The organism is Streptomyces sp. WMMB303, from assembly GCF_029351045.1.
Lineage (GTDB): Bacteria > Actinomycetota > Actinomycetes > Streptomycetales > Streptomycetaceae > Streptomyces.
The window spans coordinates 1,186,805-1,200,254 of record NZ_JARKIN010000001.1 but is presented as its reverse complement, the minus strand read 5'-3'; the positions used below and the strand labels follow the sequence as shown (position 1 = coordinate 1,200,254).

The 13,450-nt window shown below is 76.0% G+C and carries 11 protein-coding genes; 5 read left to right on the top strand and 6 right to left on the bottom strand.

All coding sequences use genetic code 11. The features are described 5' to 3' along the window. Window positions 1-22 precede the first annotated feature (22 nt). The 5 genes from P2424_RS05495 to P2424_RS05475 all read left to right on the top strand — a co-directional run bounded on the left by P2424_RS05495 (window position 23) and on the right by P2424_RS05475 (window position 6,177). Window positions 23-1,483, top strand: a complete 1,461-nt coding sequence (locus tag P2424_RS05495; RefSeq protein WP_276474659.1) for a carboxyl transferase domain-containing protein — start codon at window positions 23-25, stop codon at window positions 1,481-1,483. A gap of 202 nt (window positions 1,484-1,685) precedes the next feature. Beyond that, entirely contained in the window at window positions 1,686-2,543 is an 858-nt protein-coding gene (locus tag P2424_RS05490; protein WP_276474658.1) for an ABC transporter ATP-binding protein, read from the top strand. After that, window positions 2,540-3,517, top strand: a complete 978-nt coding sequence (locus P2424_RS05485; protein WP_276474657.1) for an iron-siderophore ABC transporter substrate-binding protein — start codon at window positions 2,540-2,542, stop codon at window positions 3,515-3,517. The genes P2424_RS05490 and P2424_RS05485 overlap by 4 nt, the downstream gene beginning before the upstream one ends. 3 nt (window positions 3,518-3,520) lie before the next feature. Continuing rightward, window positions 3,521-5,614: an iron ABC transporter permease gene (locus P2424_RS05480; RefSeq protein WP_276474656.1), complete on the top strand. Its 2,094-nt coding sequence runs from the start codon at window positions 3,521-3,523 to the stop codon at window positions 5,612-5,614. Between the two features lie 152 nt (window positions 5,615-5,766). Next, window positions 5,767-6,177, top strand: coding sequence for a DUF1992 domain-containing protein (locus P2424_RS05475; RefSeq protein ID WP_276474655.1), 411 nt, complete (start codon window positions 5,767-5,769; stop codon window positions 6,175-6,177). Window positions 6,178-6,211: 34 nt separating this feature from the next. Here P2424_RS05475 and P2424_RS05470 read toward each other — a convergent pair whose 3' ends face one another. From P2424_RS05470 to P2424_RS05445, 6 genes are read right to left on the bottom strand one after another with little or no spacing between them, the layout of a single operon-like run. Further along, window positions 6,212-7,525 (bottom strand): alpha/beta fold hydrolase, encoded by a 1,314-nt coding sequence (locus P2424_RS05470; protein WP_276474654.1) that lies wholly within the window; start codon window positions 7,523-7,525, stop codon window positions 6,212-6,214. Window positions 7,526-7,577: 52 nt separating this feature from the next. After that, the gene (gene cobC / locus P2424_RS05465) at window positions 7,578-8,693 is read right to left on the bottom strand and encodes an Rv2231c family pyridoxal phosphate-dependent protein CobC (RefSeq protein ID WP_276478837.1); all 1,116 of its coding nucleotides are present in this window, start codon (window positions 8,691-8,693) and stop codon (window positions 7,578-7,580) included. Continuing rightward, window positions 8,690-9,199 carry a cobalamin biosynthesis protein gene (locus P2424_RS05460; protein WP_346660067.1) on the bottom strand — a complete coding sequence of 170 codons (510 nt, stop codon included), beginning with the start codon at window positions 9,197-9,199 and terminating at the stop codon, window positions 8,690-8,692. Before P2424_RS05460 ends, cobC begins: the two co-directional genes overlap by 4 nt. Then, on the bottom strand, window positions 9,196-10,578 hold the full coding sequence (locus tag P2424_RS05455) for a cobyrinate a,c-diamide synthase (protein ID WP_276474653.1): 1,383 nt from the start codon (window positions 10,576-10,578) through the stop codon (window positions 9,196-9,198). Before P2424_RS05455 ends, P2424_RS05460 begins: the two co-directional genes overlap by 4 nt. Before the next feature lie 34 nt (window positions 10,579-10,612). After that, a complete protein-coding gene (cobO, locus tag P2424_RS05450) occupies window positions 10,613-11,221 on the bottom strand; it encodes a cob(I)yrinic acid a,c-diamide adenosyltransferase (RefSeq protein WP_276474652.1) in 609 nt (202 codons plus the stop codon). Beyond that, complete coding sequence (locus P2424_RS05445) at window positions 11,221-13,377, bottom strand: putative cobaltochelatase (RefSeq protein ID WP_276474651.1); 2,157 nt, start codon at window positions 13,375-13,377, stop codon at window positions 11,221-11,223. The genes cobO and P2424_RS05445 overlap by 1 nt, the downstream gene beginning before the upstream one ends. Window positions 13,378-13,450: the final 73 nt, after the last annotated feature.

Genomic DNA, 13,450 nt, shown 5'->3' with positions numbered 1-13,450 from the left:
GTGCGTGCCCCAGCCTGGACGCATGAGCTCCACCGGACCCGGAACCAGTGCGCGGACGCTGCTCGGCCGGCTGGCGACCGGCTTCCGCGAGTGCCACCCCGGCGGGCCGTCGGCCGGCGCCGACCCGCCCTTGGCCGACGGCCCGCTGGGCTGGCCCGGTTACGACGCGATGCGTGCGCGGGCGCACGAGCGCACCGGGGAGCACGAGTCGGTGGTGTGCGGCACCGGGCGGATCGGCGGGCGGGACGCCGTACTGCTCTGCTTCGAGTTCGGCTACCTCGGTGGCTCCCTGGGGGAGCGCACCGGCGACCGGATCGAGGCGGCCCACACCCGGGCGCGAGAGCTGCGGCTGCCTCTCGTCACCCTGGTCGCCACCGGCGGCAGCCGGATGCAGGAGGGGATGCGGGCTCTCGTCCAGCTCCAGCGGGTGGCCCGGCAGAGCGCGCTGACCCGCGCGGCCGAACTGCCGCAGTTCGCGGTCGTCCGCGACCCGACGACCGGCGGCGGCTGGGCCACCCTGGCCGCGGGCGCCGACGTGGTGCTCGCGCTGCCCGGAGCGCAGGCCGCGTTCGCGGGCTCGCGGGTACGGCCCGCCGGGGCCGATCCCGCCGCGTACACCGCGGAGGCCCAGCGCGCGGCCGGGCATCTCGACCGGATCGTGCCGGAGGCGGAGCTTCCCGGGGTGCTCGCCCGCTGGCTCACCCTGCTCGCCCCGGTATCGGGCGGCCGGCCCCGGCCCGAGCCCGTTCCGGTGCCGGGCGCCCTGCCCGGACCGTCCGGCGGGCGGCTGCCCGCAAGCGGTGCCGAAGCCGTCACGCGGGCCCGTGCGGCGGGCCGCCCCCGCGCCGCCGCCTATCTGGACGCCTGCCTCACCGGACGCGAGGAGATCAGCGGGGACCGCTGCGGCGGTACCGATCCGGGAGTGCTGTGCGGATTCGGGCGGCTCGCGGGTCGCACGGTCGCCTACGCGGCGCAGTGCGGCACCCCCACCCGTCCGGCCGGCTACCGCACCGCGGCACGGCTGATCAGGCTGGCCGACCGGCTGCGTATCCCGGTCCTGACGCTGGTCGACACCCCCGGTGCCGCGAACGGGCCGGAGGACGAGCGCGCCGGCGCGGGCCCCGCCATCGCCGAGGTGTTCTCCGCCGTCGCCGAAGCCACCGTCCCCCTCACCTCCCTCCTGATCGGCGAGGGCGGCTCGGGCGGCGCCCTCGCCCTGGCGGCGCCCGGCAGCCTGTGGGCCACGCCCGACAGCTACTTCTCGGTCATCGCCCCGGAGTCGGCCGCCGCCATCCTCAAACGCGGCCCCGACCAGGTCGGGCGGACCGCCGAGGAGTTGCGGCTGCGCCCGCAGGACGCCGTCGAACTGGGCGTGGTCCGGGGTGTGGTGGGCCCGGCGCCGGGCGTGCCAGCGGAGCGGGGCGACGCCCGGGGGGCCGCGGACGGCGCCGGCGGGGGCCGAGAGGCGGCGCGGGAGCGGTAGTCCGCTGCGGTGGTTGGACCGACCGGGCGGCGGGGAGAATCCGTTCGGGCAGCGGCTGCCCGCGCACCGCGTCGACCGGTCCGCCGGGGCGGCGGGGTCCCCGGGCCCGGTACCGCTCGGTCCGGGATCGGCGCGTTGTCGTCCGGCGTATACGGAGTACCCCGCTCCGAAGGGGTGGTAAGGGTAGGCTAACCTTTGCCGGGTGAATGCCGGTGAAGAGACCCCGAAGGCGCGGCGCCCCCGCGGTCATGAGCTGTCCGCCACGGGCGTCACCGTGGCCTACGACGGCGTCGACGTCGTCCATGACGCCTCGTTGACGCTGCGCCCCGGCGTCGTGACCGTCCTGGTGGGGCCGAACGGCAGCGGGAAGTCGACGCTGCTGCGCACCCTCGCCCGGCTGCAGCGGCCGCGGAGCGCGACGCTCACCCTCGACGGCGGAACCGACGGCATGGCCCTGACCCCGCGCGAGTTCTCCCGCCGGGTCACGCTGCTGACCCAGGGGCGGCCCACCCCCAGCGGACTGACCGTACGGGACGTCGTCGAGTTCGGCCGCTACCCCTACCGCGGCCGCTGGGGCAAGGCGGATCCGGACGGCCGGGCCGCCGTGGACCGCGCGCTGGCCCTGGCGGGCCTCGCGGACCTGTCCGAACGGGGCGCCGAGCACCTCTCCGGAGGCCAGCTCCAGCGGGTGTGGCTGGCGAGCTGCCTCGCCCAGGACACCGGACTGCTGCTCCTCGACGAGCCGACCACCTACCTCGACCTGCGGTACCAGGTCGAACTCCTCGACCTCGTCCGGGACCTGGCCGACGACCACGGTGTCGCCGTCGGCGCCGTCCTGCACGACCTCGACCAGGCCGCAGCCGTCGCCGACCGGATCGTCCTGCTGGACGCGGGGCGGATCGCCGCCGACGGCCTCCCCGAGGACGTGCTGACGCCCCAGCGGCTCACCGACATCTACGGCATCCGCATCGACGTCGACACCGATCCCCGCACCGGCCGGCTGCGCACCCGCGCGATCGGCCGGCACCACTCGCGAAACGAGAGGCTCCGCACCGCATGAGACACCTCCTCCTGACCGCCGCGGCCGTCGCCGCGGCACTCACCCTGACCGCCTGCGGCACCACCGAGCCGGCGGCCGACGACGACGGGAAGAAGAGCGACCCCGTCACCCTCACCGGCGCCTCCGGCAAGAAGGTCGAACTCGACGCGCCCGCCAAGAGGGTCGTCGGAACCGAGTGGCACGAGGTCGAACTCTTGGTGTCGCTGGGCGTCGACCCGGTCGGCGTCGCCGACGTCAAGGGCTACCGGACCTGGGACACCGCGGCACCGCTGAAGAACGAGCCCAGGGACATCGGCACCCGCGGCGAGCCCAGCATGGACACCGTCGCAGCCCTGAAGCCCGACCTCGTCGTCGCCAGCACCGACCTGCCGCCCAAGGCCGTCAAGCAGCTGCGCAGAATCGCCCCGGTGCTGGAGGTGCAGTCCGCCGACGCCTCCGACCCGATCGGGCACATGAAGGACAACCTCGACCTGATCGCCAAGGCCACCGGCACCACGAAGCGGGCCGAGAAGATCGAGAAGGACTTCGACGCGCACCTCGCCGACGGCAGGAAGGCCCTCGCCGACGCCGGTCTGGAGGGCGCCGAGTACGCCTTCGCCGACGGCTACGTCAACTCCAACCAGGTCTCCATCAGGCCCTTCACCAGCGGCTCGCTCACCGGAGCCGTCAACGAGAAGCTCGGCCTGAGGAACGGCTGGAAGGTCAAGGGCGACAAGACGTACGGCCTCGGCAGCACCGACGTCGAGGGTCTCACCGAACTCGACGACGACGTCCACTTCGCCTACATCGGCAACGACGACGACAAGAGCAGCACACCGTTCACCGGCGCCCTCGCCGACGACTCCGTGTGGAAGTCGTTGCCCTTCGTCAAGAAGGGCAACGTGCACCGGCTGCCCGACGGCATCTGGATGTTCGGCGGTCCCGAGTCGATGAACCAGTACGTCGACGCGGTCGTCGAAGCTCTGGCGGAGTAGCGCATGACCGTCACCGCGACCCCCTCCGGCCCTCCTACGCCGGCCGCGCCCCCCGAGGCCGGAACCCGGGAGGGCCCGGCCCGGAAGGGCGCGGCCGCGGTGGCGGCCGCTCTGCTCCTGCTCGTGGCGGGCCTCGCGCTCGTCGACATCACCCAGGGCACCGCCTCGGTCGGCGCCCCCGAGGTCTGGAAGGCGCTGACCGGCCGGGCGGACCCCGCCGACGCCTCCGTCGTGATCGCCTCCCGGCTGCCGCGGATGACCGCGGGGCTGCTCGTCGGCGCCGTACTGGGCGCGGCCGGTGCCGCCCTGCAGGCGGTCAGCCGCAACGTGCTCAGCTCCCCCGACACCCTCGCGGTCAACGCGGGTTCCTACCTGGCGCTCGGGCTGGCCGCCGCCACCGGCATCTCGCTCCCGCTGTTCGCCTCCTCCGGCATCGCGTTCGCCGGGGGCCTCGCGGCGGCCGCCGTCGTGCTCGGGCTGTCCGGCCTGGGCGCGGGCACCGTACGGCTCGTGCTCGCCGGAAGCGCCCTGACGCTCGGCCTGACCGCCGTCACCCAGGCGCTGCTGCTGCTCTACCCCGAGGAGACCCACGGCCTCTACCAGTGGAAGCAGGGCAGCATCGCACAGCACGGGTTCGACGGTGTGCTGCAACTGGCGCCCATCGGCCTGGTCGCCTTCCTCGGGCTGCTGCTGGCCGCGCGCCGGGTCGACGCCCTGGCCCTCGGCGACGACGCGGCCCGCGGCCTCGGTGTCCCCGTCCGCGCCACCCGCGTCACCGGCGTCGTCCTCGCGACGCTGCTGTCCGCCGCGGCCGTCACCCTCGCGGGGCCGATCGGCTTCGTCGGACTGTGCGCCCCCGCCCTCGTCCGCCCCCTCACCCGCCGGTACCGCGCCTTCGCCCGGGCGCGTGCCCGCATTCCCGCGGCGGGGCTGGCCGGAGCGGCGCTGGTGCTCGGTTCGGACGTGCTGCTGCGTGCCCTCGTGCCCGCGGACACCGCGGTCGCGGTGCCGACCGGCGTCGTCACCAGCCTCGTCGGCGCCGTTTTCCTGATCGCGATGGCCACCCGGGTGCGGGACACGGCCGGAGCGGCAGCCCAGGACCGGCTGCGCCTGCGCAGCCGGGCCGCCTTCCTCGCCACCGCGGCCGTCCTGGTGGCGGTGCTCGTCGGAGTGGCCGTCGCCGCCGTCCTGCTGGGAGACGCCAAGCTGCTGCTGGGCGACGTGCTCAACTGGGCCCAGGGCAGGGCCGGCCGGACCGTGTCGTTCGTGCTGGACACCCGGGTGCCCAGGGCGCTCTGCGCGCTGCTCACCGGTGCGGCGCTCGCGCTGGCCGGGACGCTCGTCCAGGCCGTGACCCGCAACCCACTCGCCGAGCCGTACGTCCTGGGCGTCTCCGGCGGCGCCGCACTGGGCGCCGTGGCCCTGGTGACGACGGTGCCCCTGGCCGGATCGTGGAGCGTGGCCGGTGCGGCGTTCGCGGGCGCCGCGCTCACCGCCGTGCTCGTCTTCGGACTCGCCGCCCGGGGCGGCTTCCGGCAGAACCGGCTGGTCCTCGTCGGGTTCGGCTTCGCCACCGGGACCGCCGCGCTGATCAGCCTGCTCATCATCCTCACCGACCCGTTCAACGCCGTCAAAGCCCTCACCTGGCTGTCGGGTTCCACCTACGGGCGGACCCTGGCCGACGCGATACCCCTCGCGGCCGTGCTCGCCGTCGGCGTCGCCGTCGCGGTCGCCCGGCGCAGAGAACTCGACCTGGTGTCGCTCGACGAGGACACCCCGCGGCTCCTCGGGCTGAACCTGGCACGGGCCCGGCTCGGCTTCCTCGCCCTGAGCGTGGTGCTCAGCGCCTCCGCGGTGGCGGCCGCCGGCGCCATCGGCTTCGTCGGGCTCGTCGCCCCGCACGCGGCCCGCGCCCTGGTGGGCAGGCAGCACCACCGGGTGATCCCGGTCGCGGTACTGCTCGGCGCCATCCTGGTCGGCTCCGCCGACCTGCTGGGCCGCACCGTGATCGCCCCCGCCCAGCTGGGCGCCGGACTGGTGACCGCCGTGATCGGTACGCCGTACTTCCTCCACCTCCTCGCCCGCAGCCGCCGATAGCGCACCGGGTCGCCAGGGAGGGCCGGTTGCGTGCGCGTCGCGCGAAGCCGTCTGTCCGCACGCGTCGGCGCCTGGGACACTGGGGGCGACGCCCGCCACGGCGACCGTCGGCAGTCGACCACCGACGGCGAACCCGAAGCGAAGGATGCGCCATGACGGAACGCAAGCCGCCCGGAATCAGCTTCGAGAGCTGGGCCGACCGGCAGATCAGGGAGGCCGAGGAGCGCGGCGAGTTCGCCGACCTGCCCGGCACCGGGAAACCGCTGCCCGGCCTGGACAAGCCGTACACCGAACAGTGGTGGGTCGAGCGCAAGATGCGCGACGAGAACCTCTCCTACCTGCCGCCCTCGCTCGCGCTCCGCAAGGAGGCGCAGGAGGCCCGGGAACAGGCCGCGCGGGCGCGCTCCGAGGCGGAGGTGCGGCGGATCCTCACCGAGATCAACGAGAAGATCGACGAGGCCGTCCGCCACCCCCCGGAGGGCCCGCCGCACCGCCTCGCCCCCTTCGACGTGGAGAGCGCGGTACGGGAGTGGCGCTCGGCCCGCCGCACCGAGGGCCGCTGACGCGCCCCGTCGGCCCGACCCGGTGCCCGGGGCCTCACACCTCGCCGCGGGCCATCGCCACCAGGCGCTCCAGCACCGTGCCCCCGCTGACCCGCAGCCCGTCGTGCTCCCACTCGTCGGTCACCCAGGTGCGCAGCCCGGCCACGGCGCGCGCGGTCGCCAGCGAGTCGTCGCGGTCGACGTACATGTCGTCGTGGTAGACGGCCGCGTACACCGGCACCTCGTTGCGGGCCAGCCGCCGCGTGTCGTAGAGGTCCGGCCAGTCGCCGCGCTCCGCCAGCAGCCATGCCGCCTCGCGCAGCGGTACCAGCGCCGGGTCGAGGTCGAACATCCACGGGTAGATCATCTCCCCGGTGAAGAGCACCGGCCCGTCCCCGTCCGACGCGCGCCTCGCGTCGAACTCGGGGAACTCCGCGCGCACCCGCTGCGCGGCCCACCGGGTACCGGCGGTGCTCACCGAGCGCTGCGCCCAGATCGGTTCGTGCAGCGCGGCGAAGAGCGGGTTGGCCGCCGACGAGACCTGGGCCCGCACGCCCTCCAGGAAGCCGTCCGACAGCTCCGGCCCCGCCGCGCCCCCGATCCAGGCGTCCTCCAGCAGGTAGTGCAGCCGGTGCGAACCCGAGCCCTCGCCCAGCAGCATGCCGAGGTACTGGAATCGCTCCACCGTCAGCGGGCTCCCGTCCGGGAGCCGCACCTCCTGCTCCGCCAGGTGGGCCGCGATCCGCCGCGCCGCCGCCACGTCCCGCGGGTAGCGCGCGTAGTGCGCCGCGTTCTTGGCGGCCACCCGCGGGTAGGCCGCGCGGTAGGCGTCCTCCGGGCCGGTGCGCAGCCCGGGCAGACCGCCCGTCACGAACGCCTCCCGGACCCCCTCGGGCGCGAGCGAGAGGTAGGTGAGGGTGCAGAAGCCGCCGAAGCTCTGCCCGAGCGTCGACCACGGCACGTCCTCGCCCAGCAGCCGCTTCCTGATCAGCTCCGCGTCCCGGACGATCGAGTCGGCGCGGAAGTGCGCCAGGTGGTCGGCCTGCTGCCGTGCGGTGCCGCGCGCCGCGAGGGACTGCCGGTTGGCGGGGGAGGAGCGCCCGGTGCCGCGCTGATCGAGCAGCAGCACCCGGTAGTGCCGCAGTGCGACCTGGAGCCAGTCGGCCCGGCCGACCGGACGCGGCGCACCGTTGCCGGGCCCGCCCTGGAGGAACAGCAGCCATGGCAGTTCCTCGTCCTGGCGGCCCGCGGCGACCACCTCGCGTGCGAACACCTCGATCTGCTCGCCGTCCGGCCGTGCGTGATCCAGCGGGACGGCGAAGACGTGGTCCCTCAGCACGGTGCCGGGGTGCCGCAGCACGGTGGGCATGGCGTTCCTCCTTCGGTCGTTCCGCCTTCGGTCGGGCCGCGTGCGGGGCGGCTCAGCGCGCGCCCGCGGCGTGTGGTGTCTCCAGCGCCCGCTCCAGCGCCGCCGCGAACCGGTCGGTCGTCGCCGGGTCGCGCACCGCCACCCGGAACCACTCCGGGCCGAGCCCGGGGAAGGTGTCCCCGCGCCGCACGGCGAACCCCAGCTCCCGCAGCCGGTCGCGCAGCGCGGCGGCGCGGGGGTGCCGCACCAGCAGGAACGGGCCCTGCGGTGCCGGGGTCGCCTCCCCCAGCCCGGCCGCGGCGAGCGGCGCCAGCCGCTTCCGCAACCGGTCGCGGTCCGCCGTGAACCGGAGGGCGGCCGCCTCCGCCTCGGCCAGCGCCGCGGGGGCGGTGCACGCCTGTGCCGCGACCAGTGCCGGGGTGGAGACGGGCCACAGCGGCTGCTGACGGGCCAGGGCGCCCACGGTCGCCGGATCGCTGAGCGCATAGCCGACCCGCAGTCCGGCCAGCCCCCAGGTCTTGGTCAGGCTGCGCAGTACGACCGTCCGCCCGGGCAGTCGGGCGAGCAGCGGCACCAGCGACTCCCGCTCCTCGGGTACCGCGTCCATGAACGCCTCGTCGACGATCAGCGTGCGTCCCTCGCGGGCGAGTCGCGCCAGTGCCGCGGCGGGGTGCAGCACGGATGTCGGGTTGGTGGGGTTGCCGACCACCACCAGATCGGCCTCGGCCGGCACGGCGTCCGCCGCCAGCCGGAACCCGTCCTGCGGCCCCAGCAGCACCCGCTCCACCCGGTGGCCCGCGTCCCGCAGGGCCGCCTCCGGCTCGGTGAACTGCGGGTGCACCACGACCGGGCGGCGGGCCGGAAGGGCCCGGGCGAGCAGCACGAACGCCTCCGCGGCGCCCGCCGTCAGCAGCACCCGGTCCACGGGCAGCCCGTGCCGCTCGGCCACCGCGGCGCGGGCGGGACCGCCGTCGGGGTAGGCGGCCAGCGTCGCCAGCGAGGCCGCCAGCCGCTCCCGCAGCCATGCCGGGGGCGTGCCGGTGCGCACGTTGACGGCCAGGTCGGTCAACCCGGCACCGTCGCCGCGCACTTCCGCGTCCCCGTGGTGCCGCAGCCCGTCCGCTGCCGCCGCTGCGTCCCCGAACGCGCCGGGCCGGTGCCCGTTCACCGCTCCCGCCCCGGGACGGCGAGGGCGGCGACGGCGGCGGTGGCGCGCACCGGGGCGCCCGCCGCCGGACGCGACTTCGTCTTCGGCACCAGCAGCACCGGGGCGCCGCCCTGCACGGTCCTTCCGCTGCCGCCCCCGCAGGCCAGCAGAGCCGCCGCCTCGGCGACCGACGGTGTGCCCACGGCCGCGCGGGAGAAGTCCGAAGGGTGCGGCACCCGCACCCGGGCCAGCGTCCGCGCGTCGTAGGCGAGCAGCGGCAGGTCCAGACGCCGGGCCGCCGCCAGCAGGCCGGGCTCGGCAGCCCGCGCCTGGACGGTCGCGAGCGCCGTCGCCACGCCGGAGCCGCCCCTGGGGAGCGGCTCGTGGCTGCCGGTCCCGGCGGCCGTGCGCGCGGCGGCCAGCACGCTCACCACCACGTCCAGCACCTCCTCGGCGTGCACCCCGGCGCAGGTGCCGACGCCGACGGTGACGAGCCGGGGCCCGGCGACCGTACCCGGAGCGGTCATAGGGCACTTCCCGCCGGGCTTGCGGCCTCCCACCGTGCCGCGCAGCGCGCCGCGAACCGGGTCGCCATCCGCGGTGCGGCGGCCCAGTGCACATGCAGGTAGGAGGCGTGCACGTTGCCCTGGACGAAGCCCTCGACGCGGCGTTCGGGCCGCACCAGCCCCCAGGCGGGCACCTGCCCGGCGCCCGGCAGCAGTTCGGTGCGGTGGAACTCGTGCCCGCGTACCCGGGTGCCCGCCTCGGCCAGGGCGCTGTCGGCCACGGCCACCGCCTCGCGGTAGCCCAGCGTCAGCCGCTCGGCCATCCGCCCGTGCGCGTCGAGCATCCCGCACATCGGCTTGCCGTCCAGCTCCCGCGCGAGGTAGAGGAGCCCGGCGCACTCGGCGGCTATCGGTCCGCGGAAGGCCGCGATCTGCTCCCGCAGGGGTCGGTTTTCGGCCAACTCCGGTGCGTATACCTCGGGGAAGCCGCCACCGACGACCAGCCCCGCCGTGCCGTGCGGCAGCGCCCGGTCCCGCAGCGGATCGAAGGGGACGACCTCGGCACCCGCGGCCCGCAGCAGTTCGCTGTGCTCGGCGTAGGAGAAGGTGAACGCCTCGCCGCCGGCCACCGCCACCCGCGGCGCCCGGGCCACCGGCGGCGCCTCCAGCGCGGCGGCCGGGTCCCACGCCTCCTCGGGCAGCGGCGGCGCCTGCCGCGCCACCGCCAGCAGCGCGTCCAGATCGCAGCCGGTGCGCACCTGCTCCGCGAGGGCCGCCACCGACTCCACCGCCTCCGCGCGCCGCTCCGCGACCGGCACCAGCCCCAGGTGCCGGGAGGGCGCACGCACCGCCCTGGTGCGGCGCAGCACCCCCAGCACCGGCACGCCCGAGCCCTCCAGGGCCTCCCGCAGCAACTCCTCGTGCCGGTCCGAGCCCACCTTGTTGAGCACCACCCCGGCGACCCGCACCTGCGGGTCCCAGGAGGCGAAGCCGTGCACCAGCGCGGCCACCGAGCGCGACTGCGAGGAGCCGTCCACCACCAGCACCACCGGGGCCCGCAGCAGCTTGGCGACGTGCGCGGTCGACGCCAGCTCGCCCTGCCCGGCGGCGCCGTCGTACAGTCCCATCACGCCCTCGACGACGGCGAGATCCGCGCCGCCGGCGGCATGGCCCAGCAGCGGGGCGATCCGCTCCGGGCCGCACAGATAGGCGTCCAGGTTGCGGCCCGGGCGGCCGGTCGCCAGCGCGTGGTAGCCGGGGTCGATGTAGTCGGGTCCCACCTTGTGCGGCGAGACGGCCAGCCCCCGCGCGGCGAACGCCGCCATCAGCCCGGTGGCCACGGTCGTCTTCCCGCTGCCGGAGGACGGCGCGGCGATCACCAGGCGCGGGGTACGGATCACGCGGCGGCTCCCGGCCGCCCGGCAGCGGTGCCCCTCACCACTCGATGCCCCTCTGCCCCTTCTGTCCCGCGTCCATGGGGTGCTTGACCTTCGACATGTCGGTGACCAGATCGGCCGCGTCGATCAACTGCTGCGGCGCGTTCCGGCCGGTGATCACCACGTGCTGGGTACCGGGGCGGTCCCGCAGCACGGCCACGACCTCCGCCGGGTCCACCCAGCCCCAGTGCATGGGGTAGGCGAACTCGTCCAGCACCAGCAGCCGGTAGGTCTCGGCCGCAAGGTCCCGCTTGACCTGCTCCCAGCCCTCCCGGGCGGCCGCCTCGCTGCCCATCTTGCCGTCCTGGACGTTGCGCTGGATCCAGGACCAGCCCTCGCCCATCTTGTGCCAGGTCACGCTGCCGCCCTCGCCCGAGTCGCCGAGCACCTTCAGGGCGCGCTCCTCGCCGACCCGCCACTTCGCGGACTTGACGAACTGGAACACCCCGATCGGCCACCCCTGGTTCCAGGCGCGCAGCGCCAGCCCGAAGGCGGCCGTCGACTTGCCCTTGCCGACGCCGGTGTGGACCGCCACCAGCGGCCTGTTGCGCCGCTGGCGGGTGGTGAGACCGTCCCTGGGCACGACCTCCGGCTGTCCCTTCGGCACTATGCGGCCCTCCCTGTGTGCTTGCCTGCCTGCCGTCCGCTCCGTGCGTCCGTCGTGTGCCGGACCAGGTCCGTCACCGCATCCGCGCGCAGCTCCTCCAACGTGACCGCCTCGCCGCCCAGTTCGGCGGCCAGCTCGCGGGCCAGCCCCAGCCGCACGTGCCCCGCCTCGCAGTCCACGACCACCGAGGCGGTGCCGTCCGCCGCCAGCAGCCGCGCCGCCTGCCGGGCCCGCACCAGCGGCTCCGGGCCGCCCGTCGCGCGCCCGTCCGTGACGGTGACCAGCAGCGGCCGCCGGGCCGGGTCCCGCAGCCGCTCGACCCGCAGCACCTCCCGCGCCCGCAGCAGCCCGGCCGCCAGCGGGGTGCGCCCGCCGGTCGGCAGCGACTCCAGCCGGGCCGCCGCCGCGTCCACCGACGAGGTGGGCGGCAGCGCCACCTCGGCCGCCCCGCGCCGGAACGTCACCAGGCCCACCTTGTCCCGCCGCTGGTAGGCGTCCAGCAGCAGCGACAGCACCGCGCCCTTGACCGCACCCATCCGCTGCCGGGCCGCCATCGAGCCGGAGGCGTCCACCACGAACAGCACCAGATTGCCCTCGCGGCCCTCCCGCACGGCCTCCCGCAGATCGTCCCGGCGCAGGACGAGACCGCTGCCGCGGCGGCCTCGGGCGTGCTGGTGCGGGGCCGCCGCCTGCACGGTGGCGGCCAGATGCAGTTTGCCCAGCGTCCCGTGCGGGCGGCGCGACCCCGTGGTGCGGCCGTGCGAGGTCCGGGCCCGCGAACGCCGGCCCGCCGCGCCCTCGCCGAGCCCCGGAACGGTCAGGGTGCGCGCCGCGAACGGTTCGCCGGAGGCCGCGGTGCCCTGCTGCGCCGCGGGTGCGTCGGGGTCGGGTGCGCCCTGCCCGGCGTCGGGTGCCTGGGCCGAGGGCCCGGGCGAGGGCTGCGGGCCGGACTGCTCGGCGGGGTCCGGCTGCGCCTGCTCGGGGACGGACGGCTCGCCGCCGGCGTCGTCCCGCGACTCCTCCCGCGGCGGCGCCGCGCCACCGCCACCGGGGCCGCCGTCCGGGCCACCGTCGTCGGGCCCGTCCGGGCCGCCGGGTCCCTCCGGTCCGTCCGGTCCGGGGCCGCTGTCGGGGCCGCCGTCGGGCTCGCCGTTCTCCTCCAGCGTGCGGTCCAGCTTGTCCTCGTCCAGGCCCGGAGCGTCGAACGGATTGCGCCTGCGCCGGTGCGGGAGCGCCAGCAGCGCCGCCTGCCGGACGTCCGCGGACTCGACCCGGGTCCGGCCCGCCCAGGCGGCGAGCGCCACCGCGGTGCGCGCCATCACGATGTCCGCCCGCATGCCGTCCACCTCGAACGCGGCGCAGGCGGCGGCGATCTGCCGCAGCGCCGCGTCGTCGAGTTCGACAGCGGGCAGCAGCGCACGGGCCGCCGCGACGCGCTCGCGCAACTCCCGCTCGTCGTCCGCCCAGCGGGCCGCGAAGCCCACCGGATCGTCGTCGTGGGCGAGCCGCCGCCGCACCACCTCCACCCGCTCCTCCGGCTCCCGGGAGGCCGCCACCTCGACCGTCAGCCCGAACCTGTCGAGCAACTGGGGGCGCAGCTCACCCTCTTCCGGGTTCATGGTGCCGACCAGCAGGAACCGGGAGGCGTGCCGGACGGAGACACCCTCGCGCTCCACGTAGGAGGCGCCCATGGCGGCGGCGTCCAGCAGGACGTCGATCAGGTGGTCGTGGAGCAGATTGACCTCATCCACGTACAGGATGCCGCGATGCGCGTCCGCCAGCAGCCCCGGCTCGAACGCCTTCACGCCCTCCGCGAGCGCACGCTCGATGTCCAGCGCGCCCACCAGCCGGTCCTCCGAGGCGCCGACGGGCAACTCGACCATGCGCGCCGCGCGAGCCTGCGGAGCGGCCGTCTCGTGCGGCCCGTCGGGGCACTCCGGGTCCGGCGCCGCCGGGTCACAGCTGAACCGGCAGCCCGCCACCACGGGCACCTCCGGCAGCAGGTCCGCCAGGGCCCGGACGGCGGTGCTCTTGGCGGTGCCCTTCTCACCGCGCACCAGCACACCGCCCACCGCCGGGCTGACGGCGTTGAGCAGCAGGGCCAGCCGCAGGTCGGTCATGCCGACGACCGCGGTGAACGGATACCGGGCGCTCATGCGCTGATCTCTCCTTCGAGTGGCTTTCGTGCTGTGCTGGTCGAGTGGGCCGAGGCGGCCGGCCCGGCCCTGC

Coding starts and splice junctions, on each gene's coding strand:
- P2424_RS05495 (WP_276474659.1), top strand. CDS start 23: ATGAGCTCCACCGGACCCGGAACCAGTGCGCGGACGCTGCTCGGCCGG.
- P2424_RS05485 (WP_276474657.1), top strand. CDS start 2,540: ATGAGACACCTCCTCCTGACCGCCGCGGCCGTCGCCGCGGCACTCACC.
- P2424_RS05480 (WP_276474656.1), top strand. CDS start 3,521: ATGACCGTCACCGCGACCCCCTCCGGCCCTCCTACGCCGGCCGCGCCC.
- P2424_RS05475 (WP_276474655.1), top strand. CDS start 5,767: ATGACGGAACGCAAGCCGCCCGGAATCAGCTTCGAGAGCTGGGCCGAC.
- P2424_RS05470 (WP_276474654.1), bottom strand. CDS start 7,525: ATGCCCACCGTGCTGCGGCACCCCGGCACCGTGCTGAGGGACCACGTC.
- P2424_RS05460 (WP_346660067.1), bottom strand. CDS start 9,199: ATGACCGCTCCGGGTACGGTCGCCGGGCCCCGGCTCGTCACCGTCGGC.
- P2424_RS05445 (WP_276474651.1), bottom strand. CDS start 13,377: ATGAGCGCCCGGTATCCGTTCACCGCGGTCGTCGGCATGACCGACCTG.